Origin of the sequence: Mesorhizobium sp. M1329, assembly GCF_040318035.1 — a bacterium.
Classification (GTDB): domain Bacteria; phylum Pseudomonadota; class Alphaproteobacteria; order Rhizobiales; family Rhizobiaceae; genus Mesorhizobium.
Window position 1 is genome coordinate 14907 of the sequence record NZ_JAMYLN010000025.1, and the last position, 24244, is coordinate 39150.

21 protein-coding genes are annotated in these 24244 nt (G+C 60.3%); 13 read left to right on the forward strand and 8 right to left on the reverse strand.

The window, feature by feature from the left end:
- Positions 1-117 precede the first annotated feature (117 nt).
- Positions 118-333, reverse strand: coding sequence for a ribbon-helix-helix domain-containing protein (locus tag NKH21_RS22970; protein WP_352492796.1), 216 nt, complete (start codon positions 331-333; stop codon positions 118-120).
- A 113-nt stretch (positions 334-446) separates the two neighbouring features.
- Complete coding sequence (locus tag NKH21_RS22975) at positions 447-677, reverse strand: hypothetical protein (RefSeq protein ID WP_352492795.1); 231 nt, start codon at positions 675-677, stop codon at positions 447-449.
- A 475-nt stretch (positions 678-1152) separates the two neighbouring features.
- On the opposite strand from NKH21_RS22975, the gene NKH21_RS22980 reads away from it, so the two are divergent.
- Positions 1153-1539 (forward strand): VOC family protein, encoded by a 387-nt coding sequence (locus NKH21_RS22980; RefSeq protein ID WP_352492794.1) that lies wholly within the window; start codon positions 1153-1155, stop codon positions 1537-1539.
- Positions 1540-1753: 214 nt separating this feature from the next.
- Here NKH21_RS22980 and NKH21_RS22985 read toward each other — a convergent pair whose 3' ends face one another.
- The gene (locus tag NKH21_RS22985; protein ID WP_352509916.1) at positions 1754-2053 is read right to left on the reverse strand and encodes a DUF1236 domain-containing protein; all 300 of its coding nucleotides are present in this window, start codon (positions 2051-2053) and stop codon (positions 1754-1756) included.
- Between the two features lie 283 nt (positions 2054-2336).
- Positions 2337-2540, reverse strand: coding sequence for a hypothetical protein (locus tag NKH21_RS22990; protein WP_352492792.1), 204 nt, complete (start codon positions 2538-2540; stop codon positions 2337-2339).
- A 146-nt stretch (positions 2541-2686) separates the two neighbouring features.
- On the opposite strand from NKH21_RS22990, the gene NKH21_RS22995 reads away from it, so the two are divergent.
- The 3 genes from NKH21_RS22995 (at position 2687) to NKH21_RS23005 (ending at position 5587) form a co-directional block, all read left to right on the forward strand.
- Positions 2687-2869 (forward strand): hypothetical protein, encoded by a 183-nt coding sequence (locus NKH21_RS22995; RefSeq protein ID WP_352492791.1) that lies wholly within the window; start codon positions 2687-2689, stop codon positions 2867-2869.
- A gap of 1536 nt (positions 2870-4405) precedes the next feature.
- The gene (locus NKH21_RS23000; RefSeq protein WP_352492790.1) at positions 4406-4930 is read left to right on the forward strand and encodes a helix-turn-helix transcriptional regulator; all 525 of its coding nucleotides are present in this window, start codon (positions 4406-4408) and stop codon (positions 4928-4930) included.
- Positions 4931-5374: 444 nt separating this feature from the next.
- Positions 5375-5587 (forward strand): hypothetical protein, encoded by a 213-nt coding sequence (locus NKH21_RS23005; RefSeq protein WP_352492789.1) that lies wholly within the window; start codon positions 5375-5377, stop codon positions 5585-5587.
- A 303-nt stretch (positions 5588-5890) separates the two neighbouring features.
- Here the strand turns inward: NKH21_RS23005 and NKH21_RS23010 are convergent, their stop codons facing one another.
- From NKH21_RS23010 to NKH21_RS23025, 4 genes are all read right to left on the reverse strand, one after another.
- A complete protein-coding gene (locus NKH21_RS23010; protein WP_352492788.1) occupies positions 5891-6148 on the reverse strand; it encodes a hypothetical protein in 258 nt (85 codons plus the stop codon).
- 158 nt (positions 6149-6306) lie between these two features.
- The gene (locus NKH21_RS23015; protein ID WP_352492787.1) at positions 6307-6759 is read right to left on the reverse strand and encodes an ATP-dependent DNA ligase; all 453 of its coding nucleotides are present in this window, start codon (positions 6757-6759) and stop codon (positions 6307-6309) included.
- A 32-nt stretch (positions 6760-6791) separates the two neighbouring features.
- Positions 6792-7130: a hypothetical protein gene (locus NKH21_RS23020; RefSeq protein WP_352492786.1), complete on the reverse strand. Its 339-nt coding sequence runs from the start codon at positions 7128-7130 to the stop codon at positions 6792-6794.
- Positions 7131-7956: 826 nt separating this feature from the next.
- The gene (locus NKH21_RS23025) at positions 7957-8286 is read right to left on the reverse strand and encodes a hypothetical protein (RefSeq protein WP_352867724.1); all 330 of its coding nucleotides are present in this window, start codon (positions 8284-8286) and stop codon (positions 7957-7959) included.
- A gap of 1014 nt (positions 8287-9300) precedes the next feature.
- Here NKH21_RS23025 and NKH21_RS23030 point away from each other — a divergent pair.
- The 9 genes from NKH21_RS23030 to NKH21_RS23070 all read left to right on the forward strand — a co-directional run bounded on the left by NKH21_RS23030 (position 9301) and on the right by NKH21_RS23070 (position 24225).
- Positions 9301-9726, forward strand: a complete 426-nt coding sequence (locus NKH21_RS23030) for a YidB family protein (protein WP_352492784.1) — start codon at positions 9301-9303, stop codon at positions 9724-9726.
- A 1913-nt stretch (positions 9727-11639) separates the two neighbouring features.
- Positions 11640-11933 carry a DUF3606 domain-containing protein gene (locus NKH21_RS23035; protein ID WP_352566616.1) on the forward strand — a complete coding sequence of 98 codons (294 nt, stop codon included), beginning with the start codon at positions 11640-11642 and terminating at the stop codon, positions 11931-11933.
- Between the two features lie 523 nt (positions 11934-12456).
- Complete coding sequence (locus tag NKH21_RS23040; protein ID WP_352668143.1) at positions 12457-13170, forward strand: SOS response-associated peptidase; 714 nt, start codon at positions 12457-12459, stop codon at positions 13168-13170.
- A 340-nt stretch (positions 13171-13510) separates the two neighbouring features.
- The gene (locus NKH21_RS23045; protein WP_352867728.1) at positions 13511-14065 is read left to right on the forward strand and encodes an Lcl C-terminal domain-containing protein; all 555 of its coding nucleotides are present in this window, start codon (positions 13511-13513) and stop codon (positions 14063-14065) included.
- A gap of 537 nt (positions 14066-14602) precedes the next feature.
- Positions 14603-15676, forward strand: coding sequence for a hypothetical protein (locus NKH21_RS23050; RefSeq protein WP_352668138.1), 1074 nt, complete (start codon positions 14603-14605; stop codon positions 15674-15676).
- Complete coding sequence (locus NKH21_RS23055) at positions 15673-17001, forward strand: hypothetical protein (protein WP_352566608.1); 1329 nt, start codon at positions 15673-15675, stop codon at positions 16999-17001. Before NKH21_RS23050 ends, NKH21_RS23055 begins: the two co-directional genes overlap by 4 nt.
- A complete protein-coding gene (locus NKH21_RS23060; RefSeq protein ID WP_352566606.1) occupies positions 16998-20846 on the forward strand; it encodes a coiled-coil domain-containing protein in 3849 nt (1282 codons plus the stop codon). Before NKH21_RS23055 ends, NKH21_RS23060 begins: the two co-directional genes overlap by 4 nt.
- Positions 20843-22183, forward strand: coding sequence for a hypothetical protein (locus tag NKH21_RS23065; RefSeq protein ID WP_352867732.1), 1341 nt, complete (start codon positions 20843-20845; stop codon positions 22181-22183). The genes NKH21_RS23060 and NKH21_RS23065 overlap by 4 nt, the downstream gene beginning before the upstream one ends.
- Positions 22180-24225, forward strand: coding sequence for a hypothetical protein (locus NKH21_RS23070; protein WP_352668131.1), 2046 nt, complete (start codon positions 22180-22182; stop codon positions 24223-24225). Before NKH21_RS23065 ends, NKH21_RS23070 begins: the two co-directional genes overlap by 4 nt.
- Positions 24226-24244 lie beyond the last annotated feature (19 nt).

The following is a 24244-nucleotide window of genomic DNA, read 5'->3' on the forward strand; positions in this document are numbered from 1 at the left end:
CACTTCCATCCAGGTGATAATCCTGACTGCACGGCTTTCGAACCGCTCGATTTCCTCGCGAGTCTTGGGGGACGGCGTTCAGATAGTCGATGAGGATGTTGGTGTCGAAAATCGCGCCTACCATTCGCGGCGCACTGTCTCCTGATGAGCCAGCCCATCAACCTTGCGCTTACCCCACAGGCCGAAGCCATCCTCGACCTGTTCGCGATGATGGCGGTCGAGATAATCGTCTATTGCTGCTCGGATCAGGGCCGCACGGGATTGGCGCGCCCGTTTGGCAAGACTGTCGAGGGCTTCAACCTGGGCATAGTTCAAGTCGATAAGGGCTCGCATCGCACACTCCAATGATATGCCTCGCAAGCTGATGACTACCATGCGCGGCCGGCTCTACACGCACATGGCTGGCGCGCTCGATCTCGGCAGCCTGGATAAGACGGTTCCCGATTTTACCGATGCGCCTCCTTTTCCTGGCTGTTCTGTTCCTCACCACCGTCCGTGCGGTTGATTGTCACCGTGCACGTGATCAGGGTATTCCAGTCCGGTCCGTGTTCAATGACGTTATGAAGCTCGGAAATCTCTTCTAGAAAATGCTCAATCGCAATGGGGCCGTTCTGGTGGGCGTAGACTAGAACCACCTTCCAGCGCTTGTCACCATGAAGCGTAACGACGTTACTCATGTCGAGTGTCTCCTGGGTCACGAACAAAATCCCGCCGGATGCCCGCGGGGCCAATGGCTTGACCACAGCTCATATAGCACGCGTCGAATGCAAACCTCAGTGGAACGACGCCGCGAAAGTCTGGGCAACAATCGCCGGCGCGGCGCTCAATTTTCGCCAAGCAACCTCGCACCAGCCTCAGGCGGCGGATCGCGACCGACAACGTGACGCAGAAGGAAACGCCAAGGTCACGCAGATCGTCATTGCTCGCCCGACGATGCGCATACGCCGGCCTTGACGATTGCCAGACGGGCGCCACATGGGGCCACATGAAACGCGTCAGGATTGACAACCCAAGCATTTCATCCATTGCCCGGTGTGCGGGCAGAATTTCGACGCGCACGACTTCTGACAGATGCCTCACCACGCCGAGCCGCTGCATCAGCCGCTAACAGTCGAGCGGTAGCTGTTTTACGCGCGCTAAAGAGGTGGACCAATGGCCAGACCGATCATCCACTTTGAAATAATTGGGCGCAATCCAGCGAATCTGCGGCGCTTTTACGCGCAACTCTTCGGATGGGAATTCGAGGTCGGCGGAGCGGTGTCGCCGCTTGTTTCCGACGCAGGCGACTATGGCTTCCTCGCCCCGCCCGGGGCTCAACCGGTGGCAGGGGGTGTTGGAGGCGGGAGGAATTTTGATCCACACACCATCATTTACGTCAGCGTAAGCGATATCGAGACATACCTGGCCAAAGCAGAGCAGTTGGGCGGGTCACGAGTTCTTGGGCCGGAACGCTCGCCCGGCACCCCGCTGACGATTGGCCAGTTCCGAGATCCGGAGGGTACCCTCGTCGGTCTGGCACAAATTGACGAAAACACCTGATCTCTTCAACAATCGATCCGGTGGCAGCACGGCGGCCAACTCGTGCGAGGGGCCATCGAACTCACCTGTTTCTGCCGAGCGAGGATGCGTTCACTTGCTTTATCGACCCACGGGTGCATGAAGGCGAGGCGTTTGCAGGCGATAATCGAAACTCTCGAGCGGCTGACCCGGACTATTGACGATTGCTATCCGGGCCAGCGCTCCCAAGATCAGCTCAGTCGTAGACCTTGATGATCTTGCGCGTGCTCGGATCCACCAGAACGGTCCGGTTGTCGACCACCACATAACGGTATTTGACGTTCGGCACTTCATGAAGCTCGACTGTATCCGGCAGAGGCGAGCCGATATTGAGCTCCACTCCAGGAATTTTCACCGAAGCGAGCGGCTGCTTCTTCACGTATTCCTTGATGACGGTTTCCTGCTGCGGTTCGATGATCACATCCTGGGCGGCAGCAGCACCAATGCCGGCCAACAACAGAAATCCCGCAGCTGCGGTGGAAAGATGCATTCTCATTAGCCGTCTCCTTGTTGAGATTTTGCTTGGACGCAGCTTCATCCCGCCAAGCCCACCTCAACGCGGGCCAACCAACGAATGTTCCTCGACGGGGGTTAAACGACTAGACCGTAAGACTTAAGTCTGACCCGCCTGCGCAATGGTCCGTGCACAGGACGCGGCGGGAACAACCGTAGCCATTGCTTGTTGGTAGCGTCATCTCCGGAGGAGATTCGGCGCGTAAAAAGTCCCTTCATGCGCTGATAGGGTCCGCCGGCCATTGCTGGAGTTGGCAGGCGGACCCTTAGTTCCCAAGAAGCCCCGGATTGTCGTCGAGGCCTAGCAGCGAAGCGTTTAGCCACGAGGAAACGCCAAAGCCCGCCGCCTGTTGGGCGCGGTCGGACCGATCAAGCGCTGAATGCACCTCGTCGAGCAGCGTGATCTTCACCGTCGGCTTGCAGCGGCTGCAATCGAACTTCAGCTTTAGGGGATCGACGCCAAACTGCACTCTGCCTTCACAAGCATGTTGTGCCGGGTCGCCTTGCCCAGCGTGTCGATCGGATCGTGCGCCATGAGAACAAAAAAGGAACATTTTCCTTGATCGTCAAGGCCGGCTGTGGAATCTTTCGACGGATCTGAGCCGAGGAACTACCCATGAGCGATGAACTGATCCGCCTTCCAGGTGCCTTCGAGCCAGTCACACGCCCGGGCATTCAGCATCACCGATGCGAACACCCCGACTGCGGCAAGGATGCAGGATGGGGTTTCGCCAAACCTAAGCAGGCGTCGCATTGGTTTTGTTTCGCGCATCGCGCTGAGGGCGAAGCATTTCTCTAAGGAGCGGATGATCAGAGCGCCGAAACGACCGGCGCAGGAAAGCGCGTCAACACTCTACGCCACGATTGCTGGCTGCCCGTCGTCACGGCGCATATACGACGTTCCGTTAGCCGCCGACCGCGTTCCTATCCACGACAATCGCGTGGTGATACATTCGCTCGATTTGGCGAATGTTTTTGTCGTCAAACTCACCGGGAAACCGGGGAGGTGGTCATGAGAATTATTACCACTCTAACATGTGTCGCGTTGCTTGCAGGTTGCGCAACGGCGGGCCCCCCAGGGCCCCAAGGGCCTGTCGGTCCACAAGGTCTGCCCGGCAAGCAGGGACCTAAAGGTGCAATGGGGGCTGAGGGTCCAGCGGGGAAGGACGGCGTCAGCGGTTGGGAAATTGCCCACTATGCAAGTGCGAGTGATACAAGCCCAGACAAATCCGCACAGGCTTGGTGTCCCAAGCCAAAAGTCGTGATAGGTGGCGGTGCCAGCGCGTCAAATTCAAATGCTCTAATTTCTAGGAGCTTGCCGGTTACTTCCCCAGCTCCGGGGTGGGTAGCACAAGCGCATGTAGCCACTACGCTCCCAACAGCTTGGACGCTGACAGCATATGCCATTTGCGCGCTTGTCAAATAGTCGGCGCTTGGCCGGGCCGGTGAACTTTGCGTTGTCGCGCCTCCGAAGGTGAAAACCTAGCGAGTTGCGTACCCGTGAGCGCGACAGGCGCGTCCCGGTGCTTAGGATCGGATCAATCTACCTGATCTGGTGGTCGAGCAAGCAACACCCCCACGACAATTAGCTGGCTTTCTAGCTGGCAGCGATGTCTACCCCCTGAGGGAGAAGCGCTTTCTAGGGAGGAAGCATGCGAGGCAAGCGTCGCACCGCTATGGTGGCGGGGGTTCTTGGGTCGTTCTTTGGGTTTTTTCTGTTGATGCTAGTCCTGCAGACCGTAGGCAGATTGCCCCCTGAGGTTGAGCTTTTCGGGAAATTGACATCCGCCGTCCGCGATAGGGCTTGGCTGACTCGGTGGTGCTCGTAACGCTCGTTGAGCGGGGCGTGGTGGCGGTGGTGGTCATGGGGATCTCCCATATTTATGGTCAGTTTTGAGATAAAAGAGCTGTACGAAGTTCCTAATCTTGCCCTTTCGTGGGAGGGCTGGGTGGTGTCGGAAACAGGGGAGCAGGAATACTATCGGCAGCTTGGCGGCATGAATAAATCTTAAGAAATGCATTCCGAGATAAGTTTCTGGATGCGAAGCTAACGACAATCTTCAATTTGGTTCGTATAGAAACACGTATTGTGGAAGCGTGGTTGAGAAATCCATTTGCTTCGGGCTGGTGAAACTTTGGGCAGGGGTAGAAAATGACTCTGATCGATAGACACACTGAAGCTGCAGCTGGCAACCGATACATTGTGATGAGGACCAAGTATGACCGTGAGGCGCGTACGAAGGGGCCCTCTTATTCCTATTCAGATCGTCCATCAGATCGACTGGGCGCAGGGGTCGGGGAGCCAAGAGCACGCAGCCTGGAATCCATAACCGGCATGCTTGATCGCATCGGCTGCGGCTATCTCGTGCTGAACCGCGAGAGGAAGGTGGTCGAATGGAACGCTGCCGCTCAAACCACGCTGGAGCGCCAGGGCGAAGTGGCAGATACGGCCAGCGGGCTTTCCGTGGCCTTGAGGCGGCTGATCGCGAATGTTCCGGCCCATTTCCTGCCGGGCTCGTTATCTTGGGTGGTGATCCGCAGCGGCGGCGACAGGCCGGTGATATTGGACGAGAACGGGTTTATCGCTCCTGACGGAACGAGCATTGTGGCGTTGCTGGACCGCGAGAACAGGTCGGGGCCAAATCCTCAGACACTGCAAAAGATGTTTGGCTTGACGAGCGCGGAAACGCACCTCGCGTTGCGTTTGGCTCGGGGCGATGCACCTTTGGAAATTGCCCGCAGTTGGCGCCTCAGCCGCACCACGATCCGCTCCCAGCTTGCCTCGCTGTTCGCCAAGACCGAAACGAAACGTCAGGCGGAACTGGTGGCTCTTCTTGGGCGCATTTCAGTCTTGCCATAAGGGCGTCGTTTGGATCCATCTCAGCAACCAGCCAGTCCCGAAACGCTTTTGACTTCATGGGGCGTTCGCGGTGTCCCCTAACAAGCGAGAAGTTCGCAAACCCCGGATCCCAGTTGGCTCCCGGAGGGTACAGCCTATCTCCCGTTCGGGGCACCTTGGGAACTGGACCCGCATCCTTGGCCAGACCGAATTTGGTGTCCCCCATGTTTATCCATAGGCCCGCACCTAAGTCGATGGCGCATATTCGCCAAAGCGAAACAACGTGGTTTAAGGCCTCAAGGGGTACTTCTGGGAGGGAGGCCATGCGTCGAAAAGAACGCACCATTTTTTTGGCGGGAGGTTTGGGTCAGCCTTTGGATTTATCCTGCTGACGCTGATCCTGCAAATGGTCAGTTCCCTTGACTAGGTGCTTGACGGCCGCCGGAGTCGCACCAGAATCCGGGGATGGATGAAAACTACAAATATGGCGAGCGCAGCTGCCTGCAGCTCGTGCGCAGGGCGATCGAGCTGACCTGCCCGGCCGGCGTGTTGCCGAGCGAGGATGCCGTGTGGCTGCTTTACGGGCCTGAGCCGGTGCATGAGGGCGAGGCGCTTGCAAAGGCGATCATCGAAACGGTCGAGAGATTAACCGCGTGGCGAATTGACCGGGCGCGCTGATCAAGGCCGAATTAGCACTCCCGAGCCGTACAGTTGCACACCAAGGCGATCGTTCTTCCGCCACCGGACCACCGCCTGATAGGTGGCTCCCTCCTCAGGGATGAACAGCACAAAACGATCCGGGACCAAGGCATCAGCAGCGACCCGCAGTTCGGCGCCTCTCTCATGCTGGTTGCAGATCGAGCAGCTTATATCCATGTCCCGACGCCCAGTGCTTATGGTCGCGTCCTTCAGCACAGGCGTTCTCTCCATAGATGCAGTCCTTGTCGTGGCGGATTAGCCATGTGGTTCACCGCCGAAACCTTACAGCGAAGCGCTGCGTATATATTTGTGCTCGCCGCGGAGGTGCTTGGGGCGCCGCTTGACCTCCTCCGGCTTTACCCACTGCGTCGCCGGTCGCTTCTTGATGCCCTGCGGAGGCGGGCCGGCATGGTCCTGGACCCGCTTCCACAGCCGTTCCTTCATGTCGCGACCCAGGCTGATGAAGGCTGACCCGACATATTTTCGGGTGCCCGGTTGCGCCAGCAAGGCAAATGCAGCCTTGCCAGGCTCGCTCGACACCCATCAGTTCATATTCCTGGACCGTGAAGCTCTTCGTCTTCAACCAGTTCGATGTCGGGCCGCTCCGATATGGGCTGTCCGCGAGCTTGGAAACGATCCCCTCGATCCCCGCCTGGTCGACGAGATAGAAGATCGCCTTCGGATCGCCGGGTATCGACTCACTGAACTGGATGCGGATGTTCGGCTTGATGATGCCGAACAGGATCTCGCGGCGGGCTTTGCAGCCGATATCCGTAGCCGTCGAGATGCATGATGTCGCAGGCGCCGAGGATCATGGCGTAGGGATCGCTGTGGACCGCCTTCTGCAGCGCGTCGAAGTCGGGCAGGCCGGCTGCGTTGGTGACCACCGCCTCGCCCTCGAAGATCGCGTTCTTGACGTCGAGCTCGCGTGCCGCTTCGACAAGGCCGGTGTATTTGCTCGTCCAGTCCGCGCCGCTTTTGGTGAAGGCACGAATATCGTCGGGGCTGTTGATGACGATCTGCGTGCGGTAGCCGTCGAGCTTGATCTCGTGAATCCAGTGCTCGCCCTCGGGTGGCTTTGGGACCAGCTTGGGCTCCATCGGCGGGATGAACTCGAGACGGCCGCCGCCGGTACTTACAATTTTACGCACCCAGTGAATACTAGGTACAAAGCTTATATTAGCTAGAGTGAACGGAACGTGATTCCGCGCGGCCTGCTTGCACATTGGTGCGGGTTGTATGGATTGATGAGAACGGTAATTTGCGATCCCGCCTTGGCCGTGCACACAGGCACTAACCAGGGGCTGGTTTCGACACGGTAGACGGTGCCATCAAACTCGTATTTGAGCAGGTAGCGATCGGGGCCGTCACCGCCTTCAATACGATCCAAAACTTCAGCGGCGCACCGCACCCAGTCTTTTGTATGCTCACGCAGCCATCTGCTGTGAATGAACACAAACGCAAAGAATATTCCGCCGCAAATCAGGCACGCTAGCAAAAAGCTTGGATCGAAGTTGCTCACTTTGGCTTGTGCCGCGTTTTCAAATCAAAGGGGTATGCGGAAAGGCGAGCACCGCTGAAAGACCGATTCCTGCAACAACAATCAGCGCGACGAGGCCGGACCACCGGGACCGGGGCTGTTTTGGGTTATCGGATGGCCCGCACCGCTGAGAGGATCAATTCGTCGTGATCGAACACTGAACTACTTGACCCGTTGCCTTGTCACGAACCTTTTTCGAAAACACGCGATGAAGGCCGATTGCGCGTGATTTAGCTTCACTGCTCGCAACGTAATCGGGAGTGCCGACATGCATTTGCCAGCGAATGTCTCTGGGGGGGACAGGTTTCCACGTGACTTTTGATCCATAGGCCGCTTCGCCCGGACCTGTGCTATCGAACCGGCAGTCGATGGCTGCGGGCATCATGCCTTTCTTCCCCATTGCGGTGTTAATCGCGTCAAAATTTGACTTCGTAAGCCATCGATCCGCACCGCTAGTTGAAACTGTAGTGCACCCTGCCAGAGATATGCTCGATATCAAAAGCCAATGGCCAATTGTTTCATACCCGTCCCCCACAACTGAAAGTAGTCGGTTAGATAGGACGCCGGCGCGAAACAGGGCAAGGCCCTTCCTTCCTATTCTTCCCGAAATGTGTAGCGAAGGGGAGGTGGAACCATGGTCGCGGCGAGTGTTCCGCCGGACAACAAAAAAGTCCCGCCGCTCTTGCCCGGACGGCGGGACCCGATCAAGCGACTTGCACCAAGCTTAGGGAGTTCGGGGTTGCTCTGGTGCGCGCGATCATCTCAATTTTAGGCGCATGAGCTGTAACGCGTCCACCAACTGGCGGTTTTAGTTCAGCGCCGGCGTCCGTCCCGGCCTGAAACCCTTCAGCGCCGCGGCGATGCCCATCATCACTGATTGCTCCGGGTGATCGAGAACGCGCAGGGTGCCCGGCTCGTCGCCACCAACGCCGCAGATCGGCAGGGCCTGATAATCGCCCTCGAAAGGCTCCGTGTCACCATTCGCGAAGAAGTCGTATTGCCTCGACTTCGCGCAAGACCGGTTCGGACCGATGTCCCAACGGTGGCAGGATGATGAAGCTGTCGACCTCATCGCCTGCCAGCACGCCCGAAACATCGATGCCAGAACGCATCCCAGATTCCCCGAATGATGGTCCATTTTCGTAGATTATCAGATGGCCAAGTCAAGCCAGGGCGAAGGCAAAATCGCCGCACCTTTCGGTGCGTCAATACCCCCTTCTTGCGATGGAATTCCCCAGGCGGTCTGGCAAGCTCGGTCCGAAAAGGAGTTCGCCATGACGTGTCTCACCTGCAGTCTTGCCGCCGATACTAATGGAACGTGGCGGGTCGTCTTCTTGCCTGAAGAGTTGCATCTCTATGTCGAATTCGGCCCCAAGTCAGTTCAGATCCGGTCGACTGGATGAGTGTGGACGACTTCCTTGTGAGACGCCCGAAAGGCGCGCTTCACGAAAGGCCGCTCGACCAGTTAGTCTCGATCCTTTGCCACGCAATGAGGGATCAATAAACGCAGAAAGAGGCCGGCCTTTTCAGCTGCAGCGCGCCCAGCCCGACGGCGGAGAAGCCTATTGCAGAGCCGGGGGAATGGCTACCCACAGAAGCAGTGCAACCCCGATCCCATAGGGCACCAGCACGACCGCCAGCGCTACCCAAAAGCCGAGGTCCCCCAGGACTGCCATTTCACTGCGAAGCTGTTCCATCGCGTGTTTCCAAGGAGGGTTTGTCTTCAGCGCTCAGCCGCTGCTCCCGGAGCCGAGCGGTCTTTGCGTCTCGGGCCGCGCGTTCAACATCGATTAATGACCGTGCAGCATCTGACGTGCGCTGCTGTCTCTCATCTCTCTGGGTCCAAGTGGCCAAGCGGCGTTCTCCTATGCGTGGCCTGATCTAGGTGGATACTGCTGATCGAACCATCGTCACAGGCGAGTGTTCCACCCCAGACAACAAAAAGCCCGCCGACCGAAGCCGACGGGCCAGTGTGACCCGACAGCTGAACACAATTGCTGTCTGGCCGGAGTACAAGGTTCCAACACCCGAAAGGGCCGAAAGTTCCGAGATGCTAATATACTGGTTCGCGGCTAGCCCGGAATTCCGGACCCAAACCGTGGAACCTTTCAAACGCGCATGACTTTTGCCTTCTTGTGGAAGGAGATACGAAATGAGCCTTGACATAGGAAAGGTCGCCATAGCCTTGCTTGGCCTGCTTGCCTACAAGAACAGGGACAAAATCGGCGAGTTGATCGCTGGCAGGAAATCGACAGACCCCAACGCTAGCGCGGGCTCCCCCGGCGGCTTCGGCGACATCCTGGACCGTCTCAGAAATGTGGGTGCGGGCGATCAGGTGGATTCTTGGATAGGAAAGGGATCCAACCGACCCGTTCAGCGCGAACAGGTTGAGAAAGCAATCGATCCGCAAACGTTGGACGATCTGGCCGAGCAAACCGGATTGTCTCATGACGAGCTTCTCGACCGGCTCACACGAGAACTCCCCGATGCAGTGGACAAGCTCACTCCCGACGGCCAGTTGCCAGCGAGCAAAGGTCCAAATCTCCTGGACGAAGTCCCAACGACTGCTCGTACTTAGCGCCACCTCGCCACGAGAGGTCAGGTCATCCCGCGTCGCTATCGCTCGCAACCAGGCGGTACGGGAAATGATTGCGAATGTGGTCGCTAAGTAGACTGCTCAGAACACTGGCGCGCTCGCCCTTAAGTCGGGTCGCTCCAGGCGCTCCACGACTGGGCGCGAGACGATATTGGAGCCGATATCGGCAATCGCCTCCTCGAGCGTACGCGCAGCTTCAGCTCAAATCGAGTGTCATGTGAGCTGGCCCGAGCACCCTGTTGGGCAAGCCTAACGTCCCGACCGATAGTTTCGGTCCTTGGCGGGCGCCCAGCTCGCCGCGTTGTGAGGCGGCTATTTCCCGATTTGGCACAATCGGATTGGCATCAGAGTTGCCTAGCAAGACTCGCTGGCGTTTAGCCGCAGCAACGCAGGAGATGAAAAATGGGTTTGGCCCAGGATTTGTCTGACGTTACGCTCACGTTCGAATGTCCGAATTGCTCGCATCCGATGGTAAGGAAGGGCTCTGCGATAAGAACGATCGCGCACTTTATATGCGACGGGTGCAAAGCCAAGGTGCGGCTCACCTATCCGCAGAAGCTAGCAATTTTCGAACGGCACAACGGATTGGCCAGGCAGCCGCGAAAGCGCGCGCGCAGAGACCGTACGCTACCCACCGGGGCTCGATTGCTGCAGACAAAATGACTCAGAAACGGGCAAAGTTAAGCTACAGACCTCACTCGCGCCACGATTTACGCCGATCCGGTGGGCGATATTTATACGACCTGTTCCGATGCGTTGTGGTCAGCTCAGGACGAATCCCGCCAATAGGACCGTAAGGAGCAGTGTCAGTGGGACGGCCAGGAGACAGCACAGTTCAAAAGTGTTGTCTTGGCGCCCGTCCATCGTGCTGATCCCGCTTTTGTGCTTTGTCATGTGACAGCAACGGGCAGTGGCAGCCGGCGGTTCCATACCTGTCGGTTCATGAATCGCTTGCCCCGCGTATATTAGCAATACCTTGACTACTACCAAGGCCGCTCCACCCTCATTCCATGGCGCGGATCAGCATAGGAGATGAGGTGGCACTAACCGCTACAGTTCGGCGTCGGGTTTTGAAGGATCGCATAAGCGTCTCTATCCCGGGCTACAAATTCCCTCATTCCATCAAGGACAGCACCTCGAAGCTAAAGCGAGGCCAGCAAATCGAGCTTAAAGGAGAAAGTTACCCGGATTGATGAGGAGAAAGTGACGATCGATCTGGGACCGCTGGTGACAGTTGATCTGGACAATGTCCGCCTGGTGGAGAAATACCGTCCACAGCAGCGCAGAACGCACCTACACGACAAGACAGGCTAGGCCTGTTCGTCATCGACTGGCCCTTGCGTCCTTCATTCGCATGCTTCGCTTCAATTAGCGTGAGCTAATATTTCGATAGCCGGCGCTGCCCCTCTAACCCCGCCGGTCAGGCCCGGCATCTTGCTGACAGCCCCGCCGGGTGGGTGCCGGGCCGCACCGTTCCTCTAGCACGCAGCGTTTTGTCGAGCGTGGAGGCCGTGTTTGGGCCCCTATGTGCCTCGCCCATCCACGAGCTGCCAAAAGCCACCATTGCCGCAGGACAGCGCTCATGCGCTGACCAGGGCCGCAGGCCATTGCTGGATCTGGCACGCGGACCCTTGTTTGTGCACGCTTCAGATCGAAAGCGGGTAAGCTCAGGATCACTCGTCCGGCCAGAAATCCTGAACCGAGCTATGGGCGAATGTGGCTGCGATGGCCACGAAAGATACTTGACGCGCAGCCTTCTCACGCCAGGTTTGAACCAATGGATCACCGGCTGCATCTTTAGGGCGTCTAGCCGTGGCACAGAAGGCGATTCCGCGGCTCCCCGACGAAAGTAGTTGCCAGCGTTGCCGTTGATCCAAGGCTGAAGGGGGACCAGGATGGCTGACGGCTACAGCAAGCCGGATTTCCGAGATCGCACCCACGTATCGGCGCACGAAATCCATGAGGTGAAATATTTCGCCGAGCAGAATGGCCTGACGCCAGACCAGGTTCGGCAGCTCATCAGGACCCACGGCAATGACCCGAGCCCGCTGAGGGAAGCTGCCAAGGCGCAGATGGCGCGTGGGCTTCGGAGGGCAAGCTTGCGCGCCGCGTCCAGCTTTTCCACTGCAAATTTCGCCAGTTCTCAAAATTTTTCCTCCATTTTGCGCGACTCAATTAGCATCTACTGATGGAACGGGGTCACGCCGTGCGAAGAGTCACGAATGGGTTTTGGGAAGTCTATGATATAGACGACGACGAGGTTGTCTTCATAGACGGGGTAGCTCTGACAAATTTGCAGGGAGAAGAGGCACTCGACGCCCTGGAGCTGCTAAAGGGCGGATTCCTGATCCCGAGCAAGCGAAAGTATTCCCGATTCTGACCTGGCGGTGAACTGCTGTCCGACAAGGTGCGGCATGGAATTATCGCCCATTGCAGATGCGCGACAATTCCTGCCGGCGCTCAAGTGCCAAGGCGCACCTTAGATACGCGATATTCTTGCGCAGAGATCAGGCCGGGCGGAGCCGGCCCTCGTCGGAGGTCGCGACACCCAACACCGCTCGAATGCATTCTAACGCTGCTAGGAGGGGCACGCCTGAGCTTCACCGAGCCAAGTCTTGCTAAAGTTCTGCTAGTCATTTCAGGGGACTTGGAAGCCATGCTATTGCCCTGTGGACGTTGCGACACAGCAGCGATTGGGGCACATTCCAGGCCATGTGCAATCTCTACAACATCACGACCAGCCAGGAGGCCATTCGCCAGTGGACCCGCGCCTTGCGCGATATCCTCGGCAATCTCGAACCCTCCATAGACATCTATCCCAACCAGCCAGGCCCTGTGGTGCGCAACACGCCGGACGGCGAACGCGAATTGGCCAATCTGCTGTGGGGCATGCCGACGCCACTGGAGCGGGTGAAGGGCAAGGCCGACTATGGCACCACCAATATCCGCAATCCGCAATACGGCCACTGGCAGCAATATCTCGGCATCGAGAACCCCTGCGTTGTGCCCGTCACCAGCTTCGCCGAGCCCAGCCCGACGCCCGGTGACAAGGACCCCGAGACCGGCATTCAGCGCAACTACTGGTTTGCACTCGGCGAGGACCGCCCGCTGTTCTTCTTTGCCGGTCTGTGGACGCATTGGCATGGCACTCGCAAGGTCAAGGACGGCCCCGCCGATCATCAGGTCTATGGCTTCATGACGACCAGGCCCAACGCGCTGATCGCGCCGATCCACGACAAGGCAATGCCGGTGATCCTGACCACGCCGAAAGAAACCGAGACCTGGCTCACCGCGCCGTGGTCGGAGGCAAGGCACCTGCAGCGCACGACGCCCGATGACGCGCTGGTGATCGTCGAAAAACCGGCGACACAGATCAAGTTCGCGGCAGCGCCTGAACAGGCGCCGGCGCAACGTTCGCTGTTTTAGGTATAGATCAACACTCGCTCCGCACTTAAGCGAACGGGCCTTGTCGCGCCGTCGCGCTCGCGCTTTGGCGCCCCCGGTGTGGTCTAGTGAGTTAGCTGTGGTCGGCTGTTCGCCAATATGCTTCCAGGCTGTTGGCATACGCCACGCAACCAGTTCCCCGTGTATGGAAAACTCTTGCAGCAGATTTTCGGCCGAGCACCAACTGGGATGTCCGTCATGGTGGCAGTAGATTCAAGGAAGTTCCTGTCATCTTCGAAGTGCAGGAACTTTTAATTGTTCGCCGGTTCAAGTACGCTTGTTCGGATGGCACGCGGAACGCGTGTGCAGGGAGGAGGAAGGCATGCTTCGGATTGCTACCCTTGCGACTTTCAGCATTGGCTTTGCCGTTCTCGCAACCATGTCGGCGCCGCAGTCCCAAGCCGCACCTTGCGGTATTGTGCATAAGCAGGCCCGCCAGCCGCTGAATGACCAAAATTTCTGGCTGCTCGCTGAACATGGCGGCAGGGCCTTCGTTGACCAACGCACTTGCCTCGTTGCCAGGATAGACAGGCTTGATCAGCCCGCCACGCTGAGCGAAGCGATGGGCTATTGCGCTACGCTCGGACAAGGCGGGCCGTACGGCGATATGGGCTGGCAACTTCCGACGATGGCGGAATTGACGAGCCTCGATTCGGCGGACTGGCCAAGGCAGCGCGAGGCGTTCGCGCAATACAAGCTGCCACCGCTCGCGCGTAGCGAAACCGAGTACTGGACGCGCACTGAATGGCCAGGGCTGGCAGGGTCCTTCGCGGTCGTCACATTCAGTGCACCCACGACGCTGGTGCGTCCGCTTGAAGCGACCAAGAAGGCAAGCGCATGGTGCGTCTTTGGGGTGACCGCCACGGGCGTTGACTAGCTGCTGGCGTCACCTATTGAGCACCATATCGCTCTTATGCGAGCTAATGTTTCGGCATCGTGGAAGGCATCATAGAGTCGTTATGAAGTTGCCAAATTGGCGACCGCCAGGCGATTGCTGGACGTCTGCTCTTCCTCAGCGCAGTTTCTCAGGCCAGATCGTGACCTTCCGCACTCGAACGGTGGCGGAGCGACGCTTGGACGAGGCCAAGCCAGCGGAAAAGACAATTCTTTACGATGTGTTAACTGCCTCGACACTTAGGCCGGGTTTTCCGGGATGGAACGCAAAAAGCCAGGTGTGTTGACAGAGAAACTGTTTTAACTTACTTTATTGAGGCGTTTTATAGCGAATGTGAGGTTGAATTGGCCACGCCTTTGGCTGCCAATTTTCGCTGTAACGAGCAAATACCAAAAGTAGCCTGCTAGATATTGCCAGTAAAAAAGCAATGGGGCCGCCGCTTCGGCGGAAGGGGAGGCTTTTGTGCATTTTCCTTTGGTCGTTATGTTGAAGAGATGCGTCTTCAATACAGCGATCATCTTGGCCGCGGTTCTTGTGCTCGGCGGAGGGGTTGACCTCGCGGCAGCCCAGCAAATGTGCGGCTCCGCGCTATCGCAGTGCGACCTGCAGACCGACTCCGCATGTCTTGAACGCACCTATGCGTGCGGCGAATATGATACCGTTATCCAGTCGCTCTTCGTCGAGCGGTTCGAACCGACGCCCGACCAGAAATACTTTGTCGGTGCGTCGTTCTACGGACGCCATATTCGTGAACGCGCCGCCGGCGTGCAGTGCGAGATGGTGAAGTTCGCGCGCGAATACCTGACCGACTATCTGTCCGGCGTCGAGGCTGCGTTCACCACCAGCGGCTCCTTCGGCACCATGCGACAGATGGATCAAATCTATCATGCCGCGCAGATGCTGAATGACCTTGGCGGCGTCACCGGCTGTCCCGAATCGGCGCTGACACGCGCTACCGTCGAGGACATTGCCCGCAGCGAAGCCGTGCGCTATGCGCGCTCGGTGTTCCTGCAGCCGCCGGCGGAAGCCCGTTCCTCGTTCGACACGCTGCAACTGGCGCTGAGGAGCTTCGTCAGTCGAGCGTCCGATCTCGAGACAGGCATCGCTCTGCGCCGCGTCGAGATCAAATCGGCCGATACGCACTTGAAGGCGATCCGCGCCATTTTTGCAGAGATATTCGGACCGGTGAGCGGTGCGGGCGCTACGCTGGTCGCCAACACCTCGATCCTCGACGGGCTGGCGGCCAAGACAACGCAGATGCTGCGCTCCGTCGAAGTCTCGGAGGGGGAGTTCAAGCGCGCGCTCGGCGACGTCACACCTGAGCAATACGCCAATCTCAATCGCAACACTGTCGCAAGCGCAGAGGACTTTCTCAAAATCTCTGCGTTCCACATCAACATGATCGGGGTGCTGCTGCCGACCGATCCGGCAAAACCCTTCTGGCGACTGGACGCCGAGGTTCATGCCGACAATGCGGCACAGGGCGCATTCAACGATCTCGCCAAAATAAAGGCTGACTGGAAAGCGCATGGCGCCGCGACCGGAATTTGCGCCCAGGCTGGCGCGGCCGACAGGGTGTGGTACTGCCGATGACAAGCATCCGAGCCCTTGAGCTGTTCCTGATCGTCAGTTGCGTCCTGGCCGGCGAAGCCGGCGCCGCATCGATCCTGGAGCGCGCTTACACGTCGGAGAAGCTCGACAGTTTCTGGAACGCGACGCTCTCTGGCGCGACGCCCGAGACGACCCGGTTCAGCCTGCTCGCCCCTGGTCCCGCCGCCGTCGAACCAAGTCACGAGGCCACACAGCCCGATTTCGGCCTGCCCTTCGCCGGCGAGGTAATCGGCGAGGCATCGGCCCCTTCGGGCGGCAGCCGCGGCGTCGGTTTTCCGGTCATCCCGCTTTCGGCCGACGATGCTTCGGTACTGATGCGCCGCCTCGCATGGGCGGAGATTTATCTCAGCCGCTACCGCTTCTTCGCCCCAGTTTCGACCGATAGTGCCGAAGAGCTCGCCGCCCTCGTCGGCCGACAATACGCAGCCGCCGTCGAGGCTTATCTGATCACCGGGCGACTCTACTTCTCGGGGGCCGACTTGCCGGAGAAATGCCGGCATCTGACGAGAATGAACGAGATCGATGTCGGGCCTTTGTCGGGCGCAAGCGCGGATGCGCTGCCTGCCGCCTGGCGTCCGCTATTCCCGATCGTCGAGGCCGTGCGGGCACGACTCGGCTCGGACGCCTTGGCGAAGCTGGTCTGTTCGGCCAAGCCAGTGCGCGGGCGCGCTGAGACGACCGCGCTGATCGAGACGCGGGTGCGCGGCCAGATCGTCAAGGCGGTCAGGACGAAGGTCGACGATACGCTCAACCTGATGAACACCGCTTCGACCGAATACCAGTCGCTGGTCAACGAGATGGACGTGTCGATCAAGTCGGCCGAGGTGATGGAGCTTGAGCGTGTGCTCGGCAACGCGCAGGCCAATATGGTGCTAGTCAAGGCGGATCAGCTGAAGGCAGCCGAGACGATCGCGACGCTGCAAGCCGTCGATCTCTCCAGCCTCAACCAGCCGGATTCGCTGAAGGAGTTCGAAGAGGGGAAGGCAAGGATGGCGCAGATCGTCGGGCAGATCGAAGGGGTGATGACGGCCCTGTCCGATCTCACGCATGTTGTCGACGATCCGGCGATCACAGCTGAGCTTTCTTCCTGCGCAGGACTGGGCGGAGCGTATTCAGCGCTCGACCTCACGCTCGACACTGGCGCGCTGACCGCGAAAATCAGCAGCCCCTACGAGGACTGTATCAACCATGCCCGCGCAGTGGTGGCACGGTTCCAGAATCCGTCGCTTTCCAAGGCCCAGATGGCCGAACTTGCCCGGCATGTGCGCCAGATTTCCGAGATCTTTCTGACGACGGGGCAGCCATGAGACAGTTCTTGCTGCTTTGCGGACTGGTTGCCGGCATCGTCTTCGGCACTGCGGGAATGGCGCGCGCGCAAGATTGCATGGCGCTCGACATCGACGCGGCCGCCGGCCATGCCGGCGAGCTGACGACGCTGCTCAAGATCGCCAATTTCCGAGCCGACGTAAAATATATGGGTGAAGTCGCAACCGAACTTGAACAGTTCCTGACGACCTGCGGCGACGAGACGACCGGACGGCTGGCGATCGTGTGCGATTTCGACTGCCACCTGCAACTCGGACGCTATCGCCTGTTCCTCGCCGCCGACATGCCCTTCCTGTCGTCGGCGAGCGGCGTCAGCCGCAACGATACGCCGGTTTCGCCGCAGGCCGCGCAGGAATTCGGCCGGCAAGGCATCGAGATCGTCGACCGGGGCCTTCGCATTCTCGCCCGACAACAAGGCGGTGATCAGGGCACGGCGGCGGGAGAAGATGCGAGCTACCGCACCTTCGTGCGGCAGCTCACGGCGCTGTCTTCGCTGAAGATCCAACTGCTGATGAACACCGGCGACGTGTGGTATCAGACCGTCTCGGAGGCTCGCGTCAAGGCGCTCGACTTCCTGGTCAGCGATACACTGGGCGCCGTCGGAGGCGCTGGTCTCGACAGCCAACCCAACCTCTCCAAGGCCTACACCAACTACGAAGCCGCCATGTGGGTGCTGGTCGAGACGCAAATGGATATTCCGGGCGAGTCCACCTACGACGACCTTCGCGCCGACCTGCTGCTGCAGCAGAGCGACCTCGATGCGCGCATGGACAGCGTACGCAAGGGCTTCCTCTTCCTCAATATCGACCCGATGCAGTTCACGACGATCCCGTTCGAGGACCTGCAGCAGGCCCTAACCGAGAGCGAGCAGCGGTTGACCGAGGTCGAGCGCAATGTCGAGGCGCTGGTTGAACGGTGGTACGCCAACAAGGAAGGGGAAGCCACGCGCGCGCTCGACGAGGAGCGGACGATCCGTAGTCAGGAAGTCAACCTGATCGCCCACAAGATCGGCAAGCTGGAACACGAGGCGCAGACTTTCGCCACCACTGTCCAGCAGGAGATCAACGCGGTCGACGCCGAGAAGGACACGTTCGGCTATCGCCAGCAGATCAGGTCGCTGGAGATCGAGCTCGGCACGAAGATCGCCGAGTTCGAAAACCAGCGCCGTCAGATCAATGACAGGCAGGAACTCGACCTGATCGTCCTCTCCAAGGAGGCCGAAGTCGAGCGGCGCAACGAACTGCGCTGGCTGCTGAACTGGGAAATGACGCAGATGAACCTCGATCTGCAGATTTCCTCGCTCGAGAGCCAGATCACCGAATATGCCCGCCAGACCGAGCGCAACGCCAACCAGCTCGAACAGGCAGTTCGCCAGCGGCAGATCCTTCAAACCCAGATCGCCAACAACCAAGGCGCGATCGCCCGCGCCAACGACGCAATTACCGAACTGCAACTGCGCCAGACCGATCTCTATCAACGCCGCCGGGCCGTCGACCGCGAGCAGCTTTGCGGCATCGAGAATCAGCTCGCCCTGATCGGAGATACGGCCGACCATCCGTTCACGCCGTTGCTCGCGGGCGAACAGGCATGCCAGACCGTGACGCCAGCCTTCACGCGCAACCAATACGTTGCCCAGATGTGCGGCCCGGATGGTCAGTCGGGTCTCAGGGCCCAGCTCCTGAACTCGCAGACACAAGCGAAAGCATTCCTGATGAAGTGCGTTATCGGCAGCGCCGACTTCGCCGATGTCGAGCCGCTGATCGCCGACCAGCAGATGATCACATCGAACATCTCGCTGCCGCAGGAACTTGCGAACGTCGATTGCGGGTCTTTTTCCCAGACGGAAACGGACTTCGCCAAGAAACTCTACGAAGCTGAGCGGGACCTCTATGCGAGGAGAAAGGCGGACCTTGAGGAGGCGCGTGACCAGGTCGACGGCCAGTTGTCGGAAGTGATCGCTTGGTTCGTCGCGTTCAACGGCACCACACAGGCCGCGCAGGTCATCCTGACTTCGGTGCAAGGTGCATACTCGATCGGCGCTGCGGTGCCCGAGATCATCACCTGCGCCTGCGGCTTGGGCAGTGGTGTCGCGACTGTGGTGGACGTCGCCAAACCGATCAGGGCGGCCTTGGAAGCGGCCCAATCCATCCTGTCGACGATCATCAGCACCGGCCAGATCACTCAGGCGAATATAAATGAAATCAACGCGCTGAAGCAGCGCCTCACCCAGCTCCGCCAGGCGATCGCGCAACTCGATCTCGACAAGGCGCTCAAGGCAAGGGCGCTGGTCGACACCCATTTCCAATTGGCCGGCCGGCTGGCGCAAGGGGCACAGGACATCAAGGAATTGGCGCTGCAAGGCTCGATGGCGGCGGTCGATTGCCAGAGCCAAGATCTCAGCATCGACGAGCAAGTGGCGCGGCTCAAGTCCGACCACGAACGCATCCTCGCCGGACTCGATCTTCAGGCCCGCGAAAACGACATGCTCAGTTTCCAGGTCACCGACCAGCAACGCACGATCGACCGGCTGACCAACGAGATCGCCATCCTCAACCTCGAACTCGACAAGCTGTCCCTCTCGGAAGCTCAGCTCAACCAGGACAATGCGCGCGTGGCAGAACTGGTCGCGGCAACCAACGGCCGCATCGAGCGCGTGCGTGCTGCGCAGACGACCGTAACCGGCCTCGCCGAGGAATCGAATGCCTCGACCAACCTGATCAACGAACTGCGCGACCGGCAGAAGGACAAGATGCTGGCGCTGAGCGAAGCCGAGCTCGCCTTCGTCGAACAGCGCATCACACAGTCGCGCGGCAACACCGAGGAACTCGTCGCAGGCCTGAACCAGGCCAAGGACCTCGGTCTCAAAAGCCGCGCGCTGCAGGACAGCATCCTGAAGTTCCAGAGCAACGTTCAGGCCGAGGTGACAAAACAACAGGAGGACATGACGAAGCTCGTCACCCAGATTGACGATCCGGCGACGCGCAAGAATCTGTTCATCGCTACCCAGGAGACCGTCGCCGACCTGATGAAGGGCATCCCCGAATACCTGGTGACCAAGCGGCGCGTGCTCGAGACCGCCAACCGGCTGATGCACCTGATGCGCCGTCGCTTTGAAGTGGTGCAGGCCTTCACCGGCGAGGCGGCGACTGTGCCCGCGGTCTATGTGCGTAACGCAACCCAGCTCCAGGCGATGATCGACGACATCGTCGCAAAGCGCTTCTTCGACGAGCGACAGATCAATATCGATGTCGCCCAGATCGTTGTGCCCGCCAATTCCGGCTTCGCCCGCAAGCTCGCGCTTGACGAGAATGTCGAGTTCGAGGTTTCGCCCTTCGCGTCGACCGAGGCGCTGATGAAGGCAAACGGCTATTTCGCGCTGTGGGCGCCCAACAAATTCCGTGAACGCAAGAACCTGACCCTGATCGACGTCTTCGTCGGTACCGACTACCAGTGCACAGGGACGCAGTGGAACCGCTTCGCGTTGCAACACCGCGGCAGCGGCTTCGTCCTCAAGCCGCTGACCAAGGGGTCGAGCGAGGTCCGCGCCGACATTTCGGTCGGGCCGGAGCGGGTCGCTTTGCAGACCTTTTTCAACCAGGCCGACAGCGGCGACGAGATCACCCGGATCATCCGCTACTGGGTTCAGGATCGCTACCAGGCGCGCAAGTTCCCGCGGGCGCCCGGACCGTCGAACGACACGAGCCTGATCCTGCCCTATCTCGGCGCGCCGCTGATCGGTTCGTACCGATTGTCGCTCCAGCCGAGCGACTGCCCGTTCGATGGCGCTGTGTTCACCCTCTATTTCATCTTCGCGAGCGCGCCGTGAGAGCCGTCGTTGCCGCAGCAGCGCTTGCTCTGGCGCTTGGCGAGACGGGAGCAGTCGCGCGCGACCTGTTCGTCGACAATCTTGCCGGCTATACGATCGAATCGCGCGTTCTCGACGCTCCCAACTGCGAGGGGCCCGCCATTCCGGATGGCACGCTGAAGACCTTCGAGCAAGGCATCTGCGTCTTCCACCGCCCGGCCCGCAGTCCCGACGACAGCCGACGCGCGGCGAACCTGATGCGAGAGGCGCAGACACGCGGACTCCCGCCCGTTCACCAGCAGCTCGCCGGTCTGATTTCGGGCTTGGCCAACTGCGCCGAGGCGACGCGTCACCTCGACGCCTATCGCGCTTCGGGCAACCAGAGCCGGATGGAACAGACGCTGTTTTGTCGCGACCGGCGGCACAGCCAGGCTGACTTGAATGCGATTGAATGGAATCATGCGTTGTTCGAGTATGCCGAAAGGCTCGGTTCGAACCGAACGCTCGACCAGAGGCTGGCCGAGATGAGCGCTTGCGAGGCCGGCCCCTTGAGTGCCGATTTCGACGCCCAGTGCGGCCTGATCTCCAATCTGTCCGACACCGAGATCGATGCCTTCGCCGACGGGTCGGCGGGCAAGGTGATCGAGAGCTACTTCGCCAGCGTCGAGAGCCCGATCACGGCGATGTTTTCCCGAAAGCTTAAGCGCGCCGAGGGCCTGATGCAGAGTTCGCGCGCCGGCATCGACGACATCAAGGCCGGTGCCGACGCAGTGAACAAGGAGTATGCCGCGCTGAACCAGGTCTACGAGGCGGCGCGCGACACCAAGATGGGGCCGATCTACAGCGCCTACCGCGAGGCGATCCTCAGGGCGACCTCGATCCTTGACGAGTTCGACCGCTGGAAAGGCGGGCTGTTCATAACCTCGGAAAACATCAACCTGATGCCGAAGATCACGGAACGTTCGGGTGAGATCACCGGCGAGAAGACCCGCGTCGAAGGCCTCGCCTTCGAAGCCAAGGCGGGCGCGCTGGTCGCAGACATCAAGCGCATCATCAATGCTGACGCCGAGAACCGCGCCACTGTCGCCGCGCTCTGCCGGATCTACTTCTGCGAACTGACCAATCGCCGCGCGATGGCCGACGTCATCCGCACCTGCCGCCGGCCCGCGCTGGCCAACAATCCGCTGTGCGTCGGCCAAAACGGGCAGATCACCAGCGGAAACCTTACGGTCGACTTCCAGGGGCCGCACTCGATCTCGGTCAAGGTGTTGTGCCAGTCGGCTGGCCTCGATCCGTTGATGACCGAGGTCAACATGGATCCAGCCCGCGCAGCAAGCTGCTTGAGCGAATTGCGATGAAACAGGCGGCCGCCTTGCTCGCCCTGTTTCTCGCGGGCGCTTCGGTGGCCAGCGCCGAGCCGCAGCTTGCCGCTTTCGTGACCGACCAGAACAAGGACGTCTATGTCGCGCTTTTCGACGGCAAGGCGGTGGAACTCGCCGGCTGCGCCAGCCCAGGCCAGGCGAAGCGGCTGCTGCACCTGCCCGACACCGCCACCGTGTCGCAGACGACGCTCGCCAAGCTTCAAGCCGAAAGCGGCTTCGGGGCGCAGCCACGGCTGCCATGCCTTGGCACCGCATTCGATATTGACTGGCCGGCGACAACCGCGATCTGGGCCGATGTCGCGGCATCGGGCAATTATTATCTCCCCTCCCCCTCGGGCAGCGGCTATTTCGCCGTGCCTACCGCCTGCGCGGAGATCAAGGCGGCGCTCGCCATCCGCGAGCGACTGCAACTGCCGGGGGTGCTCCAGGGCTTCGTCGCGCCGCCAAGCGTGGGGACACCGTTCGTACTCGATTGCGGGCGCGGCGATCTCGGCGGCCCGTTGGACCTGGCACTGCCGAGCGCGGCCCGCTGGAGCCTGCACCGGTTTGAAACCTTCCTCAGCGCCGACAGCATCGGCGACACGGTCTATGTCGTGCGCTACACGCCGCCCGGCGAAGGGGTGCAGCCGTCCTATCTGCCCATTGTGCGCCTCGACGGCAGGGCGACGCGCGACATCATCGTCGATGCGGCTGCGGCGGAAGCGGTAGAGAAGAAATTACGGGCATTCTTCGGAATCGCCGAGGCCGAGGGCGTAACCCTACTCGGTGCCGACGCGGTCGCCGCGCTTCGTTCGGCGCCCTTCGTCGACCTGTGTCTGTCGAATTGCGAGGGCTATCAGCGCGAGCACGCGGCCTTCGCGCAACCGGGCATCGACCTCGGCCTGTCGCCGCTGCCAGCCGGCCCGTCCATCAGCTCGCTTGACTCCCTCGGCAATGCGCGGCTGGACTGGACCTTCGCGGACGGGCGAAGCCTGTCCTTCACGGGCTGCCCGCTTCTCACCTCGGCGCTCGGCCTGTCTGCCCCCGGCATTGGCGATTGGATGGGCGAGACCGATCGAGCGCTGACATCCGCTCCGGCGCCGGCTACCGGCTTCGACTGTCGCGGCTCGGCCAGCGATACGTGCATTCGCCGCATTAATGATGGTGGCACGCTGACGCTGACGCAATTCTCCGCCGAGGGCGATTGCGCCGGGCGGATCAATCTCAGGCTCGAACTGCCCGCAGCGGTCCAGGTGCCGCAGAGTCTGATCCTGAAAGGACTGCCGTTCAAGACGGTGCACATGGCGCCGGCCCCCGGCATCACCCGCACGCGGCTCGTCGGCACCGCCAACCGCGTGCCGGGCGGAACCTCGTCATGCATCCTGTCCGCGACGGGCGTCATCATCGTCGCGGATGGATTGCCGCGGCTCGAGCTCGAGCGGATCGATCTGGCACGGGCAGCCGATCAAACGACCGACGAGGTCGTCGCCGTGATCGCCCAGAACGGCACTGTCGCGCTCGACAATGTGACCATCGGTACCGTGGCGGATGGGTTGTCGCCGGTGGCGCGTGGCGTGTCTCTGTGCCTGGCCGATCTTTATGCGCGCGGCCTCAGGGTGGAAGCAGACATGCTGGCGATCCAAGGCGTAAGGGCACGGCTGCTGATCTCGGCCCAGACGCCCGCCCGCTCCAGCATTGTCCGCGCGCGCTTCGGCGCGGTGCTTACCTCCGACAGCCTGATGCGGGTGGAGTCTACCGACGTCTCCGCGGCCAATCCGCTGGTTCTGCGCGGGGCGATCGTGGCGGGCCGCTCGGTTGGCTTCGCACCCGCGGCCACTGGCCTTGCGGTCGGCTCTGCGATCCAGCTCGAGCGTGGTTCGTCGGCGAATTTCACCACCTCGACGGTATCCGGCTTCCGCTGTGCGGTCAGTTTCGCAGACAGCGGCTCAAGCGCCAGCTTCCTGCTGCCGGGCAACGACATCGCACGCGACAATACGAGCCGGGCTTGCGGGCCAGGCCGCTTCACCCTGGTCGAATAGAGCGGAAAGGAGAAACCAG